This is a genomic window from Bacillus sp. FJAT-49736 (assembly GCF_018343615.1).
Taxonomy (GTDB): Bacteria; Bacillota; Bacilli; order Bacillales; family Bacillaceae_C; genus Margalitia.
In genome coordinates this window covers 1600115-1618558 of record NZ_JAGYPI010000001.1, presented here as the reverse complement: position 1 = coordinate 1618558, position 18444 = coordinate 1600115, and the positions used below count along the sequence as shown (strand labels likewise).

21 protein-coding genes are annotated in these 18444 nt (G+C 35.0%); 16 read left to right on the top strand and 5 right to left on the bottom strand.

Features of this window, described 5'->3' with window-relative positions:
* A complete protein-coding gene (locus tag KHA87_RS08435) occupies positions 1-261 on the bottom strand; it encodes a spore coat protein CotJB (RefSeq protein WP_213093632.1) in 261 nt (86 codons plus the stop codon).
* 7 nt (positions 262-268) lie between these two features.
* Positions 269-487, bottom strand: a complete 219-nt coding sequence (locus KHA87_RS08430; protein WP_213093631.1) for a spore coat associated protein CotJA — start codon at positions 485-487, stop codon at positions 269-271.
* A gap of 160 nt (positions 488-647) precedes the next feature.
* Between KHA87_RS08430 and KHA87_RS08425 the strand changes: the two genes are divergently transcribed.
* The 5 genes from KHA87_RS08425 (at position 648) to KHA87_RS08405 (ending at position 5737) form a co-directional block, all read left to right on the top strand.
* Positions 648-1280 (top strand): CBS domain-containing protein, encoded by a 633-nt coding sequence (locus KHA87_RS08425; RefSeq protein WP_213093630.1) that lies wholly within the window; start codon positions 648-650, stop codon positions 1278-1280.
* Positions 1281-1422: 142 nt separating this feature from the next.
* The gene (locus KHA87_RS08420) at positions 1423-2199 is read left to right on the top strand and encodes a metallophosphoesterase (protein WP_213093629.1); all 777 of its coding nucleotides are present in this window, start codon (positions 1423-1425) and stop codon (positions 2197-2199) included.
* Positions 2200-2300: 101 nt separating this feature from the next.
* A complete protein-coding gene (locus KHA87_RS08415) occupies positions 2301-2858 on the top strand; it encodes an adaptor protein MecA (RefSeq protein ID WP_213093628.1) in 558 nt (185 codons plus the stop codon).
* 186 nt (positions 2859-3044) lie between these two features.
* Positions 3045-4322 carry a Glu/Leu/Phe/Val family dehydrogenase gene (locus tag KHA87_RS08410; RefSeq protein ID WP_213093627.1) on the top strand — a complete coding sequence of 426 codons (1278 nt, stop codon included), beginning with the start codon at positions 3045-3047 and terminating at the stop codon, positions 4320-4322.
* 446 nt (positions 4323-4768) lie between these two features.
* Complete coding sequence (locus KHA87_RS08405; protein WP_213093626.1) at positions 4769-5737, top strand: YpdA family putative bacillithiol disulfide reductase; 969 nt, start codon at positions 4769-4771, stop codon at positions 5735-5737.
* Positions 5738-5769: 32 nt separating this feature from the next.
* On the opposite strand, the gene KHA87_RS22165 is transcribed toward KHA87_RS08405, so the two are convergent.
* Together KHA87_RS22165 and KHA87_RS08395 are read right to left on the bottom strand one after the other, a co-directional pair.
* Complete coding sequence (locus KHA87_RS22165; protein WP_249310216.1) at positions 5770-6042, bottom strand: hypothetical protein; 273 nt, start codon at positions 6040-6042, stop codon at positions 5770-5772.
* Between the two features lie 220 nt (positions 6043-6262).
* On the bottom strand, positions 6263-7237 hold the full coding sequence (locus KHA87_RS08395; protein WP_213093624.1) for an asparaginase: 975 nt from the start codon (positions 7235-7237) through the stop codon (positions 6263-6265).
* Positions 7238-7396: 159 nt separating this feature from the next.
* Here KHA87_RS08395 and prsW point away from each other — a divergent pair, with 159 nt between their 5' ends.
* From prsW to rpsA, 8 genes are all read left to right on the top strand, one after another.
* Positions 7397-8068, top strand: coding sequence for a glutamic-type intramembrane protease PrsW (gene prsW / locus KHA87_RS08390; protein ID WP_213093623.1), 672 nt, complete (start codon positions 7397-7399; stop codon positions 8066-8068).
* Between the two features lie 164 nt (positions 8069-8232).
* Positions 8233-9075: a spore cortex-lytic enzyme gene (sleB, locus tag KHA87_RS08385; RefSeq protein WP_213093622.1), complete on the top strand. Its 843-nt coding sequence runs from the start codon at positions 8233-8235 to the stop codon at positions 9073-9075.
* 13 nt (positions 9076-9088) lie between these two features.
* Entirely contained in the window at positions 9089-10438 is a 1350-nt protein-coding gene (gene ypeB, locus KHA87_RS08380) for a germination protein YpeB (RefSeq protein WP_213093621.1), read from the top strand.
* A gap of 185 nt (positions 10439-10623) precedes the next feature.
* Positions 10624-11274: a flagellar brake protein gene (locus tag KHA87_RS08375; RefSeq protein ID WP_213093620.1), complete on the top strand. Its 651-nt coding sequence runs from the start codon at positions 10624-10626 to the stop codon at positions 11272-11274.
* Positions 11275-11346: 72 nt separating this feature from the next.
* Positions 11347-11529, top strand: a complete 183-nt coding sequence (locus KHA87_RS08370) for a DUF5359 family protein (protein ID WP_213093619.1) — start codon at positions 11347-11349, stop codon at positions 11527-11529.
* Positions 11530-11694: 165 nt separating this feature from the next.
* Positions 11695-12372, top strand: coding sequence for a (d)CMP kinase (gene cmk / locus KHA87_RS08365; RefSeq protein ID WP_213093618.1), 678 nt, complete (start codon positions 11695-11697; stop codon positions 12370-12372).
* On the top strand, positions 12369-12950 hold the full coding sequence (locus tag KHA87_RS08360; RefSeq protein ID WP_213093617.1) for a lysophospholipid acyltransferase family protein: 582 nt from the start codon (positions 12369-12371) through the stop codon (positions 12948-12950). Before cmk ends, KHA87_RS08360 begins: the two co-directional genes overlap by 4 nt.
* Positions 12951-13308: 358 nt before the next feature.
* A complete protein-coding gene (rpsA, locus tag KHA87_RS08355; protein ID WP_213093616.1) occupies positions 13309-14448 on the top strand; it encodes a 30S ribosomal protein S1 in 1140 nt (379 codons plus the stop codon).
* 78 nt (positions 14449-14526) lie between these two features.
* On the opposite strand, the gene KHA87_RS08350 is transcribed toward rpsA, so the two are convergent.
* Complete coding sequence (locus KHA87_RS08350) at positions 14527-14658, bottom strand: YpzI family protein (protein WP_213093615.1); 132 nt, start codon at positions 14656-14658, stop codon at positions 14527-14529.
* A gap of 196 nt (positions 14659-14854) precedes the next feature.
* On the opposite strand from KHA87_RS08350, the gene KHA87_RS08345 reads away from it, so the two are divergent.
* The 3 genes from KHA87_RS08345 (at position 14855) to KHA87_RS08335 (ending at position 18109) form a co-directional block, all read left to right on the top strand.
* Positions 14855-15457 carry a YphA family membrane protein gene (locus KHA87_RS08345; RefSeq protein WP_213093614.1) on the top strand — a complete coding sequence of 201 codons (603 nt, stop codon included), beginning with the start codon at positions 14855-14857 and terminating at the stop codon, positions 15455-15457.
* Between the two features lie 280 nt (positions 15458-15737).
* Positions 15738-17048 (top strand): ribosome biogenesis GTPase Der, encoded by a 1311-nt coding sequence (der, locus tag KHA87_RS08340; protein ID WP_213093613.1) that lies wholly within the window; start codon positions 15738-15740, stop codon positions 17046-17048.
* Positions 17049-17068: 20 nt separating this feature from the next.
* Complete coding sequence (locus KHA87_RS08335) at positions 17069-18109, top strand: NAD(P)H-dependent glycerol-3-phosphate dehydrogenase (RefSeq protein WP_249310214.1); 1041 nt, start codon at positions 17069-17071, stop codon at positions 18107-18109.
* Positions 18110-18444 lie beyond the last annotated feature (335 nt).

Genomic DNA, 18444 nt, shown 5'->3' with positions numbered 1-18444 from the left:
CTATACTTGCCATGGCCAAGGAGCCTCTTTCCAATCCCATGGATAATGTGAATAGCTGTATCCAAAGCTAGTTAATGACCCGAAGCGTTTTTCAAACTCTTTTTTTAACGGTTTTCTTTGTTTAATAAGCATATTATATTGTTGTATTGCTTCTTGATCACCAGGATGAGTATCTAAATAAAGTGTCAGTTCCACAATAGCAAAGTCAATTGCTTGGAGTTCTTCAAGCATTTGATAATATTCAGGTGAAAGTTCTTTCATAATGATTTCACTCCCTTGCTCTTTCATACGGGCTATAATACGGATCATATAGTGGCTGCCATAGTGTTCCTTTTTTTAACGCCTCTAACGGAGAGAATTGAGGTAAATTAGGTGGTTGAAATCCAAGGTAAAGATGCGGCGGAGTGGAATATGTTTTTTCTAGAATTGGTTCGCACGGATCATAGGGACTGACAAATGGTTTATAGCTTTTATAATTTGTAGACATTGGTTCGCCTCCTTATGCATTTATATATAAGTGTATGGATTGCTAATTGAATAAATGTCATTAATTTTAACGGATGATTGTAAAATATTTTTTTGAAATAAAGGAATTTATCGAATTTTGTTGAAATATAATTATATATAAAATTTCTTGAGGTGATAATATGTTTGCAAAAAGCATTATGATTCCAAAACATCGTTGTATTATTGTGAATATAGAGGATTCTGTGGAAGCGGCACTTAATCTTTTAGAAAGTCGCGGGATAGATTGTATTCCAGTCTTAGATGGGGATAAATATGCTGGTGTCATAACTCATTACCATATTTACAAAAATTACTATGAATCCAATATTACAAAAGAGGAATTTCTTCGGGTTAAAAAAGTGAAGGATATTGCAACACATCAAGATAAATTTTTAAATGGAGATGAGATTTTCGAAGAAACTCTTGTTGATCTTAAAGACTTCCCGTTATTAGCAGTTGTAGATGAGCAAAATACATTTCTTGGAATTGTCACTCGCTTTGATGTACTGGAACAATTTCAAAGTGCATTTGGAATCCATAAACCGGGAGTTAGAATTGCCTTCAGCTCAGTTGAAGTAGAAGGAAGAATTGCGAGACTTGCGGACATTATTCAACAATATCATGAATCCGTTATTTCATTGGTAACATTTGATGAAACCGATAAACTTGTCCGCAGAATCGTATTAAAAATTGAAAAGAAAAGTAATATTGACAAATTCATTGCGAAGTTAGAAAGTTCCGGATTTAGAATTTTACATATTGTAGAGGACTGATAGCCGGGATTTAAACGTTTTACATTTTCCTCTCAAATTTGAGAGGTTTTTTTGACTTTTTAATTCTTTTCTCCATCCTTGTCATATCGAATAAATTGTTTATGATATGATATAGCCATTGTTAGATAATTTGGAGGTTAGTATGATCTCTTTCTTCTTATTGTTGTTTATTTTGGGTGTTTTCCTTATTTTCTTTATGCTTATAGAGGCGTTTTTAAATCAAGTTATCCATCAAATAATTTCATTTCCGGATTTTCCTGCAGGTTTTAAGGACATGAGGATTTTCTTTATATCAGATATACATCGCCGTAAAATACATGAATCGATAATAGATGAAGTAATAAATAAGGCAGATTTTGTGATCATTGGTGGGGATTTGCTCGAGAAGTCGGTGCCGCTTCGCCGGGTAGAAGCTAATTTACAAATGCTGAAAAAGCTTGGCCCAATTTATTTTGTATGGGGAAATAATGATTATGAAGTGGAGGAGTCGAAATTAGTAAATCTGTTTCAGAAATATGATGTCAAAATGCTTCGGAATGAATCCGTCTTATTTCATGCTGAAAATGGGGACGTTATTGCTCTAATGGGTATAGATGATATTTCTAAGGAAAGTGACAGTCTAGATTTAGCATTGCAGAATACAAATCTTGCCGATTTTAAAATATTAATTAGTCATAACCCAAGTATAATAACGAAAATGCCTGAAGATAATCAAATTTCCTTCATTATAAGCGGCCATACTCACGGTGGTCAAATTCGATTTCTCGGAATTAGCCCATATAAGAAAGGCGGAATTTACAAGCAAGAGAAATCAGTATTATTAATTAGCAATGGTTACGGAACTAGTATGTTGCCCTTACGACTGGGGGCAAAGCCTGAGACACATTTAATTACCATAAAAAGAGGTAATGCCATTTAGATAACATTATGCATCTATAAACATTGCATATTTCGATATGAACCATCTAACTCCCTTTTCATACTATGGTCATAAGAGCCAAAGTTCAGGGGGCGGATTACATGAAGTTAGAACGTTTATCGCAAAACAAAATTAAATACTCCATTAGCTTTGAAGAATTAGTTAAAAAAGGATTCCTCGAAGAAGGACTTGAATCCTTTATTTGGCATGATTTATTCGATGAAATGGTGGAAATTGCAAAAGAAGAATATCATTTTGAAATTTCCGATTCCATATCCATAGAAATTTTTTCTTTAAACCCGAAAGAAATAGTTTTAATATTAACTATTGATGAAATTTCTGAGGAAGTTACTAAGGATGATAATTTTGGATACAATAAGATAAATGGCAAGATAATTTATTGCTTTGAGTCGATCGAAGATGTAATTTTATTGTCTTTAAGCGTTCATAATCTACAAGTGATGGTAGATAGTAAGTTGCTTCAATTTGAAAATCAATATTACTTAATTGTGGATTCTGAGAATCCAAAATCAATTCCTGTTTTATATGAAGAATATGGAACCGTACCTAATCTTTCGCTGGAGTTTTTGGAGGAGTATGGGACTCCCATCATTGAGAAAAATGCGTTAGAAGTGATCACAGATTATTTTTCCAAATAGAATATTTCTTAAAAGAGGAGGGGCATTACGAACTTCCTTTTTTTTACTTATGGCAGTTATACGAAAGCGGTTACAAAAAATATGAAATGTATCATTTTTAATATTGCAATCATGAATTAAAAGTGTATACTATGTCTGAAAGGCTCAATCCTTTATTACTGAGTGATCATTAGGAGGTTTGCAATAATGGCAGCCGAGAAGGGTGCAGAACAAAAAGCTTTAGAAGAAAAACATGATGTTTTGAAATCAACACAAACGGTTATCCACGAAGCATTAGAAAAGCTCGGATATCCGGAAGAAGTGTACGAACTCTTGAAGGAACCGATTAGAATGTTAACGGTTAAAATTCCAGTTCGTATGGATGACGGTACAACCAAAATATTTACTGGGTATCGTGCACAGCATAACGATGCTGTAGGTCCTACAAAAGGCGGTATTCGTTTTCATCCAAATGTAACAGAAAACGAAGTAAAAGCACTATCCATTTGGATGACCTTAAAATGCGGAATTGTAAATCTGCCATATGGCGGAGGTAAAGGGGGCATTATTTGTGACCCTCGTGAAATGTCATTCCGTGAACTTGAGGCATTAAGCCGTGGATATGTACGTGCAATTAGTCAAATTGTTGGTCCAACAAAAGATATCCCAGCACCAGATGTATTCACTAACTCTCAAATTATGGCTTGGATGATGGACGAGTATAGCCGAATGGATGAGTTTAATTCTCCAGGATTTATTACCGGAAAGCCTTTAGTGCTTGGTGGATCTCATGGACGTGAATCAGCAACAGCAAAAGGAGTAACGATTTGTATCCATGAAGCTGCAAAGCGCAGAGGAATCGAATTAAAAGGTGCTCGTGTTGTTGTTCAAGGATTTGGTAATGCCGGAAGCTTTTTGGCAAAATTCATGCATGATGAAGGTGCGAAAGTTATTGGTATTTCGGATGCTTATGGAGCACTATATGATCCAGATGGTTTAGATATTGATTATTTACTTGATAGACGTGATAGTTTTGGCACTGTAACAAAACTATTTGATAATACAATTACAAATAAAGAATTACTTGAATTAGATTGTGATATTCTTGTTCCTGCAGCAATTGAAAATCAAATTACGGAAGAAAACGCTCACAATATCCGTGCCCAAATTATTGTAGAGGCAGCAAATGGTCCGACAACTTTAGAAGCAACAAGAATTTTAACAGAACGTGGTATTTTATTAGTACCAGACGTGCTTGCTTCTGCAGGTGGAGTAACGGTTTCTTATTTTGAATGGGTTCAAAATAATCAAGGTTATTATTGGACAGAAGAAGAAATTGATGAAAAGCTTGAAAAAGTATTAGTTCATTCCTTTGAAAATGTATACAATACTGCACAATCAAGAAGAGTTAATATGAGACTTGCGGCATATATGGTTGGTGTACGAAAAGCAGCAGAAGCATCTCGCTTCAGAGGTTGGATTTAATTTACTATAAGCTGTTTTAGTTTGTAATCTTAAAGTTTACGTAAATTGCAACAAGGTAAAAGCCTTAATTGCCGGACTTATTTTACTTTTTCTATTCAGTTCAATTTCTTTGCAGACAGAATTAATATCCCCTATCATGTTGATAGGGGATTTATTTATTTAGTGTATATACTAATTTATGTGTGGTAAAACAACCACTTATTAAGGCTCTTTTTGTAAACTCTGTTGCTGTTGGAACTTAAAAAGGTTCTAATTATGTTTTCAGGCGATTTTCACAAATGTTCTTTCGAGATGCCGCAAAGTATTTAGTTATTCGGATGGATGAACTTATGCGAAAGGTAACAGGTTAAAATCGCCGTTTGGATTTTAACAATCTATGCGAAAATAGCCTTTATTAATAACATGTATTTTAAACTCTGTATAAGAATAAAGATTGAGGTGGAAATATGCAGCGAGAGGATTGTATCATTGTTGGCGGTGGTCCATGTGGGTTAGCGGCCGCAATAGCCCTGCAGGGAATTGGTAAAAATGCGCTCATAATTGAAAAGGGGAATATAGTAAATTCCATTTACCATTATCCAACTCACCAAACGTTTTTTAGTTCAAGTGAAAAGCTAGAAATCGGTGAAGTGCCTTTTATTACCGAAAATTTAAAGCCAAAACGCAATCAAGCTTTAACCTACTATCGTGAAGTTGCAAAGAGAAAATCTATAAGGGTTAATCGTTATGAAAAGGTATTAAAGGTGATAAAAAATAATGGGGAATTTATCGTATCTACCTCAAAAGACGAATATGTGACACCATATGTTGTTATAGCGACAGGCTATTATGATCATCCAAATTATATGAATATTCCTGGTGAAGAATTAGATAAAGTACTTCATTATTTTAAAGAAGCACATCCATTTTTTGATATGGATGTAGCGGTGATTGGAGGAAAGAACTCGGCTGTAGATGCAGCTATTGAGTTGAATAAGGCGGGGGCAAGAGTGACCGTATTATATCGAGGAAATGAATATTCTAAAAGTGTAAAGCCATGGATTTTACCTGAATTTGATTCTCTTGTTCGTAATGATTACATTCATTTAGATTTTGGTGCAAATGTATTAGAAATAAAAGAGAATAGTTTAATTTACAAAGTTGACGGCGAAACAAAAGAAATTGCAAATGATTTTGTATTTGCTATGACAGGATACCATCCTGATCATAGTTTCATTAAGAAAATGGGCGTAGAGATCGATGACGAAACCGGAAAACCAAAGTTTAACGAAGAAACAATGGAAACGAATGTAGAAGGGATTTTCATCGCAGGTGTTATAGCAGCCGGAAATAATGCCAATGAAATTTTTATTGAAAATGGCCGTTTTCATGGCGGATTGATCGCCAAATCTATCCAATACCGTGAAACAAAATAAGCTCCGGCGCAAATGCGGGAGCTTATTTTTGCTTAGGAATTTATAAAATTCAACCTTGTGGATAACTTTTGTAAAAATGATCTATGTCTAGCTCCAAGTGAAATTAGAAGTACAATTTCACCAAGTAAAATTAGAAGTACAATTTCACCAAGTAAAATTAGAAGTACAATTTCACCAAGTAAAATTAGAAGTACAATTTCACCAAGTAAAATTAGAAGTACAATTTCACCAAGTGAAATTAGAAGTACAATTTCACCAAGTGAAATTAGAAGTACAATTTCACTCATCCATACGCCGATGTTCAAGGCGCGCCGCGCATTTGTTCTTTAAGGCTATTTTCGTATAGATTGTTAAAATCCAAAAGCAGATTTTAACTTGTTGATTTTCGTATATTGTTATAAATCCTAATAAAGTCTTAGTTCGGGGCATCTTTTCTTAAGTAAATTATTCATTTATAACTGAATATCAGGTGGTTATGAAGAATTTTGTTTGAAAAAGCAATAAGGTATAAGAAAATACCCTTTTTTAATGATGAAATATGTCTTCTATTTCCTTTATATCCCCTGTATAGGAAAGGGTAATTAATAGCTTGATTCTTGCCTTTTGGCCATTTAGGCCATTTGAAAAAATAGCTCCCATTTCTTTTAGCCTTTTACCTCCGCCCTCATAGCCATATACATCTTGTACAATCCCGTTAAAACATCTGGATACTAAAATAACAGGAATATTTTCGTTAATGAGCTTTTGAACTCCTTCCACGGCAGCAGGGGGTAGATTTCCTTGCCCTAATGCCTCTATCACTACCCCGTCATAGTTCATATCACTTATAGCAAAGAAGAGGGACGAGTCCATTCCTGCATGTGCTTTAATAAGTGCCACTTTTTTAGAGATTTGGTTTATGTTGTAATATTCTCTGTCAGTAGGCTGATGATGAAAGATAATCCCTTGCTTTGCTACGATACCTATTGGTCCGTATTGTGGGCTTTGGAAGGTTGAGACATTACTTGTATGAGTTTTTGTTACATTTTTGGCAGTGTGTATTTCATCATTTAAAACGACTAAAACACCTTTTCCTCGTGCCCCATCGCTTGCCGCAACACGGACAGATGATATTAAGTTATATAATCCATCTGATCCAATTTCATTGCTTGAGCGCATTGCACCGGTTACAACAATAGGAAAATCATATGGAATCGTTAAATCAAGAAAATAAGCAGTCTCTTCCAGTGTATCTGTTCCATGTGTAATGACTACTCCATCAATTTGATTTTTTTTATATTCATCGATAATTAATTCTTTTAACATTAGCATTTCGTTTGTTGTAATATGTGGTGACGGAAGGTTAAAAGGTTCTTTTATGACCAAGTTAGCAAGGTCTGAAAGATTAGCTGTATGAGCGGTTAAAGGATTTTCCTGCCCTGGTTTAACTGCACCAGTCTCCTGATCCTCGTACATAGAAATGGTTCCGCCTGTATGAATAATTAAAATATTTTTTTTCATCCGTTTTTCCCCCAAAGTTGTTATATAAATTTAGGTATTTACATTTTACTACAAAAGAAACGATATTTCTTATATTTTAATCTTCTTTTCAAGAATGTTATTTCCATTGGAATATATACATGTTACGATTAAGAAAACAGAAAGAAAAGAGGGCGTTTCATGCTGGTAATTATATCAGCGGGCCTTGCACCGAGTCTTGCACTCTTATGTTATTTTTACTTAAGAGATCAATATGAACAGGAACCAATCCTGTTAGTGATAAAATCATTTATGTATGGAGCGATTCTTACATTCCCTATTATGTTTATTCAGCATGTGTTAACTACTGAAAATGTATTACAAGGGAAATTCGGAATTGCCTTTATTAGCACTTCGCTTCTAGAGGAATTTTTTAAATGGTTCATTTTATATTTTGCTGTATATATGCATGGTGATTTTAACGAACCATATGACGGAATTGTTTATGGTGTAAGCGTATCGCTTGGGTTTGCTACTGTTGAAAATATTCTTTCTATATTAGGGAATGGGCTTGGGGTTGCATTCGGCCGTGCCCTGCTCCCTGTTTCCAGTCATGCTTTATTCGGTGTTGTGATGGGATACTATCTTGGTAAAGGAAAATTTTCAAGTAATAATTATATTAAGTGGATCTTTCTATCGTTTTTTATATCCTTCCTTCTTCACGGGGTATATGATTTTATTCTCTTGTCTTTCGATAATTGGATTTATTGTATGATACCATTTATGCTTTTTTTATGGTGGTACGGTTTAAGAAAAGTAAAACAGGCTCATTTATTAACGGAAAAATTTCATCAAAATACAATAGAAAAATAAGAAGTAATAGGAGTTTTTATCCTATTACTTTTTTTATTTATATTACCTTCCATTTCCATCATACTTTTGCCAACCTTTCCATCCCTTCTATTTTTCTTGAATAAAATACCTCTTACTACAAAAACTAGATATAATTCTACATCATATTTTGGAGGGTTAGAATCATGTTGTATAGCTCTTTTTGGAAAATAATCTTCGTCCTAGTGACAGTTTTCTTTTTATCTATTTCGAATCAGTGTCTCCCTGCCAAAGCTTTTTCCAATCAAGTTATACAGCGGGGGGCTACAGGTGAGGATGTGATAGAATTACAAGCTCGTTTACAAAATATAGGATTTTATCACGGGAAAATTGATGGTGTATTTGGATGGGGTACTTATTGGGCACTTAGAAATTTTCAGGAGAAATTTGGACTAAAGGTGGATGGGTTAGCGGGTGCCGGTACAAAGGCCAAACTGGCTTCAGCTTCTAATTACAATCGTGGTTTTGTAATGGGGCAAATTAAACTTGGGAATGACTTTACATATTATGGCGGTGTGGATATTAATAAACAGATTAAGCCAAAATCCTCCACCTCGAACAATAATTCTGCACAAAAAAATAATGCAAGCAATAATACATCCAACGTAACTGCATCCAATGTACCGAATGGGTACTCGCAAAATGATATTCGGTTAATGTCAAATGCAGTGTATGGAGAATCAAGAGGGGAACCATATGAGGGGCAAGTAGCTGTAGCAGCAGTCATTTTGAATCGTGTTGGGAGTCCTTCGTTTCCAAATACCGTATCGGGAGTTATTTTTCAGCCGGGGGCCTTCACTGCCGTTGCGGATGGTCAAATATGGTTAACACCAAATAAAATGGCTGAAAAAGCAGTGATGGATGCAATAAATGGCTGGGACCCAACAGGGAATGCATTATATTACTTCAATCCAGCAACCGCTACTAGTAAATGGATATGGGGAAGACCACAAATAAAACAAATAGGTAAACATATTTTCTGTAAATAAGGGGTGATGAAAATTGTTAAGAGGAATATTGATAGCTGTTTTGTCACTCGGAGTAGTGGGAACTGCAGTCTGGGGATACCAGGAGCATCGCGAAAAAAATGCGATATTGCTAAATTCGGAAAACAATTATCAACGTGCCTTCCATGACTTGGCCTATCAGGTTGATTTATTGCACGATAAAATTGGTACTACACTTGCAATGAATTCCCGGAAATCTTTGTCACCCGGGTTGGCGGAGGTCTGGAGATTGACATCGGAAGCGCATAGTAATGTAGGTCAGCTTCCACTTACACTTCTACCATTTAATAAAACGGAGGAATTCTTAGCTAAGATCGGAACCTTCAGCTATAAAACGGCAATAAGAGATCTAGATAAAAAACCATTAACCGACGAGGAATATGGAACATTAAAAAAGCTCTACAGCCAAAGCAAGGACATACAAGATGAGCTTCGCAATGTTCAACATCTTGTTCTTAAAAATAATTTAAGATGGATGGATGTCGAGCTGGCATTAGCAACGGGAAAAGAGGCTTCTGATAATACTATCATTGATGGTTTCAAAACAGTAGAAAAAACTGCAAAAGGGTATGATGAGGCGAATATGAACAATCCCTCATTTGTGAGCTACAACAAAAAGGATACGGAATATAGACATGTACAAGGTAGCATAATATCCAAGGGGGAAGCACAAAAAATAGCAAAAACTTATTCAGGTAAAAAAGATTCAAAGGTAGTAAAAGTTACTCAAAGTAAAAAAGGAGCTCATTTTGGTTTTTACAGCGTTACTTTAAAGGCACCTGGGGAGCAAGTAGAAGCAATGGATATAACGAAAAAGGGCGGTTATCCAATCTGGTATATAAATAACCGTAATATAGGAAAACAAAAATTAAGCTTAAATGATGGCGAAAAAAAGGCAGCAGGCTTTTTGAGGAATCATGGGTTTAATGGAATGGAACTATTTGAGAGCACACAATTTGATACAGTAGGCGTTTATTCCTTTGTCACCGTCCAAAAAGGGATTAGAATTTATCCTGAAACCATTAAGATGAAAATAGCTTTGGATAACGGACAGGTGGTTGGTTTTACTACGGAGGATTATCTGCAAAGCCATCACATGCGAAATATTCCAAAACCGGCTATTTCTCTTGCAGATGCTAGAGGATATGTTAATCCTAAGTTAAAGGTAATGGAAGATAGATTAGCTGTTATCGTGAATGATTTGAATGAAGAAGTTTTATGCTATGAATTTTTAGGGACATTAGGTAATGATACGTATCGAATTTATATAAACGCTGATAACGGAATTGAAGAAAAAGTGGAGAAGCTGAAAAACGCAGAGCCTCTTTATAGAAATGCCCTTTAATGGAAAGCAATAGCTTTCCTTTTTTGTGCATAACTAACACGAAAGCGTTAACTCGCATGATATTGCAGTCTAATATTTTTTTCTGGATTTTCAATAAAATTTTGCATAATTAATTTAATATCTTTTTATTTATTGGTAAAATAGTTATAGATGAAGGAAAAACATGGGGAAGGATACTTATTTATATGTTAAAAATTGGTACAACCTTGACGCTAGAACCATTAGATAACAATTTGGATGAACAATATAAATGTAAGATTGCAGATATTGAAGGGGATAGCATTTATATCGATTACCCAATTAACATTAAAACAAACAAAACGACATTTTTAGTAAATTCCTTATCGTTAAATGCCACTTTTATTTCCGACGATAACACTGCCTTTAAATTTAGAACTCAAGTGATAGGTAAGGTTAAAAAGAATATTCCTATGATCGTTCTACATTATCCAGGGGATGATCAATTAATAAAAATTCAAAGACGACAATTTGTCCGCATTGAAACTGCGGTTGATACAGCTGTATCTATGCCAACCTCCAATTTGCAATTTACTACTATAACGGAGGATATAAGTGCCGGAGGATGCGCATTACTCCTTCCAGTAAATATTGATGTAAATAAAAATGAAGAAGGAGAAGGTTTATTTGTTCTACCTCTTCAATCCGGTCATGCCTATTTAAGATTATCGTTTTCCGTTATTCGAGTGTGGGAAAAAGACGGTAAGAAAGTTGCATCACTCCAGTTTAAAGAAATTAGTCCTAAAGAGAAACAGCAATTATTAAGATTTTGCTTTGAAAAGCAGCTGGAATTTAAGAAAAAAGGATTACGATCTTAAAAAGTAGTATAATTCATTATCACAATCCCAATAATGGAGACTAGGAAAATATGCCTTATTGGAGTGAAAACGATGAAAACAATAGAACGGCTGATAATAAAAATAGCCATTTTGCATTTCTTATTACTAATATTTTTCCAATTTATATTTCAGAATTTCCAACTTATAAAGGATTTGCAAAGAATCACGGTTTATGAAGGTGTCAACAATCAAAATGAAACACCTATTATGGATACATGGAAAAATCATGAATGAAGACAGAAATGAATGCTGTCTTTTTTCTATTTAAAAATGGATAACCGCATATCAAAATAATAAGTATATTAATAAAAACAAATGAGGTTATATCACTTAATCACTTTTTTTATGATAATATAAAAAAGATTAATTACATAGGTTAGGATTAGTAGGTGAATAAAAATGGAAAAAATACGTATCGCAATTGACGGACCAGCTGCTGCCGGAAAAAGTACAGTGGCTAAAATTGTTGCAGAGAAGCTGTCATATATTTATATAGACACGGGTGCAATGTATAGATCATTAACATACAAAGCCATTCAAAATCAGGTTGATTTAGAAAATGAAAATGCATTAGCAGATCTATTGTTTAACACAAATATTAAATTAGAAGCGAGTACAAACGGGCAATTAGTTTTTGTAGATGGAAAAAATGTTACCAATCAAATTCGGGAAGCGGATGTGACAAATTCTGTTTCTATCGTTTCTAAATATCGTTCTGTGCGCGAGGAAATGGTCAGACGACAACAAGAATTTGCAAAAGATGGCGGTATTGTAATGGACGGCAGAGATATAGGTACCCATGTAATACCCGATGCAGAGCTGAAAATCTTTTTATTAGCTAGTGTGGAGGAACGTGCACAAAGAAGACATGCCGAAAATGTATCAAAAGGTTTTCCATCGGATATTAATCAACTGAAGGAAGAAATTACTCTTAGGGACAAATTAGATTCTGAAAGAGAAGTAGCACCTTTGAAAAAAGCCGCTGATGCTATCGAATTGGATACTACATCTTTATCTATTGAGGAAGTTGTAGATAAAATCATGAACCTTGCCAATGAAAGGATTGGAATGCAGTGACTTTTTATTCATTTGCAAAAGCCGTGGTAAATGCGGTGTTTAAGCCCTTATACAGAATAGATGTAAGTGGTCTTGAGAATTTCCCTAAGGATGGGGGAGTTCTACTCTGTACGAATCATATTGATAATTTTGATCCTCCTGTAGTGGGGATTACATGTCCGCGACCTGTCGTGTTCATGGCAAAAGAAGAGCTTTTTAATACCCCAGTTATTGGGACATTAGTAAATAATTTAAATGCCTTTCCAGTGAAAAGGGGTATGAGCGACCGTGAGGCATTAAGAAAAGGATTGTCTGCTTTAAAGGAAAATAAGGTATTAGGACTATTTCCTGAAGGACATCGCAGCAAAACCGGCGAACTTGGAAAGGGATTAGCTGGGGCTGGTTTTTTTGCATTAAGATCAGATGCCCATGTCGTTCCATGTGCAATAATAGGTCCGTACAAGCCGTTTAGAAAGCTTAAAGTGGTATATGGAAAGCCAATTGAAATGCAGCAGTTGAGGGAAAATAAGGCAAGTGCTGATGAAGTGACAGAAGTCATCATGAGTAATATTCGCACTCTTATTGAAAATCATAAATAGAGGCTCTTTTAGTAAACTTTGTTTCAATTGGAACATAATAAAGGTCATTTACTACGTTTCTAGGCAATTTTCGCAATTAATCATACGAAAGCTGCCACGAAGCATTTATTAATGCATGTTAATAAACTTATACGAAAACAACAATCTATGCGAAAAATAGCCTAATTAGAAGACTACTTTACTTGACAAAATAATATATTTGTAAGAAGTTAGTAGAGAGAAGAATTTTTTTGAATAATTAAATTTTAGGATGATGTGAGTAATATTCATTCTGTTTTTTTAGGTAATGCTTGTTATTACTTTTTCATCTAATGCAGTAATGAGAAGCATTAAGTAGTTCGATTAAGGAGGAGTACATATGACAGAGGATATGAATCAAGTAGAGGTCAGAACTTTTTCAGAAAATGATAAAGTTAAAGGAACTGTAACCAAGATTGAAGAAAAGCAAGTGCTTGTTTCAATTGATGGAAGTAAACTTGATGGTATTATTCCAATAAGCGAACTTTCAAGTCTCCATATTGAGCATGCTTCTGATGTAGTAAAAGAGGGAGACGAATTAGATTTAATTGTTACTAAGGTAGAAGAAGACGCACTTATTGTTTCAAAGCGTAAAGTAGATGCCGAGAATGCCTGGGAAGAAATGAAGCGCCGTTTTGAAAATGGTGAGGTTTTTGAAGCGGTAGTAAATGATGTTGTAAAAGGTGGTCTCGTTGTCGATCTAGGTGTAAGAGGATTTGTGCCGGCATCATTAGTGGAAGATCACTATGTTGATGACTTTTCAGAATATAAAGGGAAAAATCTATCTTTTAAAATTGTTGAATTAGAGCGTGACAAAAACCGTCTAATACTTTCTCATCGTGCTGTTATTGAAACAGAGAAGGAACAAAAAAAGAAAGAAGTTCTAAAGAAAATCAGTGTAGGGCAGATTTTAAAAGGTACTGTACAAAGAATCACCAACTTTGGAGCTTTTGTTGATATTGGTGGTGTGGATGGATTAGTACACATTTCGCAGTTATCACATAAGCATGTATCAATGCCTTCAGAGGTTGTTCAAGAAGGGGACACGGTCCAAGTTAAAGTACTTTCCGTTGATTTTGATAATGAACGAATTTCATTATCCATCAAGGAAACTCAACCGGGACCATGGGCTAATATTGAAGAAACGGCAGCTGTGGATTCCGTTTTAACCGGGGTTGTGAAGCGCATTGTTTCGTTTGGAGCATTTGTGGAGGTATTTCCAGGTGTGGAAGGTCTTGTTCATATTTCGCAAATCTCCCATAAACATATCGGGACACCTCATGAGGTATTAAAGGAAGGGCAAGAAGTAAAAGTAAAAGTCTTAGATGTCAATGAAAAGGAACAAAGACTTTCATTAAGTATAAAGGAATTAGAAGAAAACAATTCTGATAATCATGTTGAGTACGAATTGCCTGAGGAAACAAAAGGATTCCAATTAGGTGAAATGATTGGTGATAAATTAAAGGGTTTGAAAAATTAACATGAATCAAAGGAGCTCTCAGCGAGGGAGCTCCTTTTCTATGGCACAGAATACTTTCTTTGTTATTTAAGTAGTTCATCATCTTTGTCGTTTTCTAGCTTCTTCAGGACCTTCTAATCTTGTTGCTCCATCGTGATGCAGTGCTTGATCGCGATCAGATTCAACCCTTCTGCTCTTTTTTAATTTCTTCTCTTGTCTGTCTTTCCCCATGTTCACACCTCCTTTACTCTAAGCAAAAAAGACCAAATATAAGACAGCCGAGTAAATATGGAACACCTCGGTGGTACTTTGATCCGCCTATATTGTAAGGATTTCACTATAAATATTTGCTATTCACGATTAGAACTTTTTTTCTTTTCCTATAATGGATAATGGTTATAAATGGTTGAAGATGGGAGGTTCGAAAGTGTCCGGATCCATATTTATCGGTTTTTGGTGGGGAACATGGATTGTCGCCACATTTCTTTTGCATAAGCGTAATAAGTATAGGTTTCCATTAGCATTACTATCACTTGTATTATTAATCCTGTATCCGTATAAAATACAACTAACACCATTAAGTATTCAATTGCCTGCAATTATACTTCTTATTATCGGATATATATATATTGTTTCACTGTCCTTAACACAAAGATTATTTATGATGATTTCCATATTAATAATGATTACCGGATACTCGGGATTTTTATTAATGAGTTTATTTGATCCTGTATGGGTGATAATTGATTATCATTTGATGTCAGCAATATTAATTTTTATTATTGCGCAGCTTTTGTTTCCGAAAAATTTATTTTCCCATCTAGTATGTTCTATTCTAGGAACCGTTCAGGGTGAGATTGTATATGGGGTTATTTTAACCAAATGGGGCTTTTCCTATAATGCATGTTCGGGTGATTATTTAGACATATGCTCTATTTATTTTCTGTTTACCTTAACATGGTTCTTTATTCAACATATTTCCTCTTATCTTTCTATGAAAAGTTCTGTTGAAAAGCAAAAGCATGGATGAAATGAGGCGAAGGGAACAGTACTGGGAGGAAAAGATAATAATCTTTCATTGATTGAGAAACGTATTATTGTTAAACTATTAAAGCTAGTTCCTTTGGGTGAATCTCGTAATTTTCAAAAGTAATTGGACTGTAATGTTTGTAAATCAGCTGAACATATATTTTCACATCTTTATGGTGAGGGCTGAAATTGCTCTATCATTACATATATAAATTACATTATAAAAGTAGCTGGATAAATTTTTTTGAAAATCTATAAAAATAAATGAAAGGGTGATTGAAATGACAAAACCAGTTGTCGCAATAGTAGGTCGTCCTAACGTAGGAAAATCAACAATTTTCAATCGAATAGTCGGGGAACGCATTTCAATTGTTGAGGATATTCCTGGAGTTACAAGAGATCGTATCTATAGTTCTGCAGATTGGTTAACACATGATTTTAATATCATTGATACAGGTGGTATTGATATAGGAGATGAACCATTTTTAGAGCAAATACGTGCTCAAGCCGAAATTGCTATTGATGAAGCAGACGTCATAATTTTTATCGTTAGTGGCCGCGAAGGTGTTACAACAGCTGACGAAATGGTAGCCAAAATTTTATATCGATCCAAGAAACCGGTTGTATTAGGTGTAAATAAGATTGATAATCCTGAAATGAGAGATCAAATATATGATTTCTACACCCTTGGCTTTGGTGAGCCATTTCCAATCTCAGGTGCACATGGAATTGGTTTAGGTGATTTATTGGATGAGGTCGCAAAACACTTTCCTTCTAATGAGGATACAACATACGATGAAGATGTTATTAAATTTAGTTTTATTGGGCGTCCAAATGTCGGAAAATCATCATTAGTGAATGCCCTTTTAGGTGAAGACCGTGTTATTGTGAGTGATATAGAAGGTACTACTCGTGATGCAATAGACTCATCCTATACCTTCGAGGATCAAGATTATGTTATTATTGATACTGCAGGTATGCGAAAAAAAGGTAAAGTTTACGAGAGTACAGAAAAATATAGCGTTTTACGTGCTTTAAGAGCGATAGAACGTTCCGATGTAGTATGTGTTGTTATAAATGGAGAAGAAGGAATAAGAGAACAGGATAAGCGGATTGCAGGCTATGCACATGAAGCGGGAAGGGCCATTGTCATTGTAGTTAATAAATGGGACGCAGTTGAAAAAGATGAAAAAACAATGAAGAAATTCGAAGAATCCATCAGAGAGCATTTTCTGTTCTTAAGCTATGCACCAATTGTTTTCTTATCTGCAAAAACGAAAAAAAGAGTCAATTCACTTATTCCAGTCATAAAAAGAGTAAGCGAGAATCATGCGTTAAGAGTCCAATCAAGTATATTGAATGAGGTTATCATGGATGCTGTCGCAATGAATCCAACGCCTACCGATAAGGGACAAAGGCTGAGAATTTATTATTCGACACAGGTATCTGTAAAACCACCTACATTTGTTGTCTTTGTTAATAATCCAGAATTAATGCATTTCTCTTATGAAAGATTTTTAGAAAATCGAATTCGAGATGCATTTGATTTTGAAGGAACACCAATTCGTATTTTATCTCGTCAAAGAAAATAAGTCCTTAAGCAGGTGATATCATGTCAAATAAAATAGAAAAAGTGGCTGTGATTGGAGCGGGAAGCTGGGGAACAGCATTAGCTATTGTATTAGCAGATAATGGTCATGAAGTTCGGTTATGGGGACATAAACAGGAGCAAATCGACGAAATTAATAGTAAACATACAAATGAAAAATATCTCCCAGGTATCAATCTTCCAGAAGGAATCACTGGAATTGGTTCACTAACAAGTGTATTACAGGATGTGGAGATAGTCGTTCTTGCTGTGCCTACAAAGGCTATCAGGGAAGTCTTGGGGAAAGTTCGTGAATTTCAAAGTAAGCCTATTACTATTGTCCATGTAAGCAAGGGAATAGAGCCTGATACTTTACTTAGAATTTCCGAAATGATTGAACAAGAACTGCCACCTGCTATTCTTAAAGATATTGTGGTTCTATCAGGTCCTAGTCATGCCGAAGAAGTAAGTTTACGCCATCCGACTACTGTAGCTGTATCGTCTAAAAATATGGACATAGCTAATAAAGTACAGGATTTGTTTATGAATCAGCATTTTAGAGTTTATACTAACCCAGATGTCATCGGAGTTGAAATTGGCGGGGCATTAAAGAATATTATAGCATTAGCTGCCGGTATTTCAGATGGATTGGGATATGGTGATAATGCGAAGGCAGCCCTTATTACACGTGGCCTAACGGAAATCGCGAGACTTGGTACTAAGATGGGAGCAAATCCTTTAACCTTTTTAGGATTATCAGGTATTGGGGATTTAATTGTGACCTGTACAAGTGTGCATTCCAGGAATTGGCGGGCAGGTAATATGCTCGGTAAAGGTATGAACTTGGATGAAGTGTTAGAAAGAATGGGAATGGTTGTTGAAGGTGTCCGAACTACTAAAGCAGCCTATCAGTTATCAGAAAAATATAATGTAAAAATGCCAATAACTGAAGCGTTATTTGGTGTTCTATTTAACGATAATAATCCTAAGGATGCAGTGGATCAATTAATGGGTAGGCTGAAAACCCATGAAATGGAAGATCTAACCAATGAATTAGAAGTTTAGCCAAAAAATGATGATGGATTGAAGTTTCCCATTATTATATAGGCATTCGAGGATGCCAACAAGCACTTCTTAGCATAAAATGCTATGAAGTAATTAGCTTTAAGCCAAAGGAATGGGTATAGTCTATTTTTTACTGAAGTAAGGTAACGCTCCCTTACTTCAGTTTTTTTAACTTTTGCAAAAGCGAAACTATATTGTTCTTGTGGAAGAAAACGGATAAAGTTAAAACTCATTGAACTAATAAAAACAAAGGATCCGGCTGAAGCAGAATTTTTACAATAAGAAAAGCAACGAACTTTAAAAGGACAACCCTGGACAAATTGATATGTTCATCT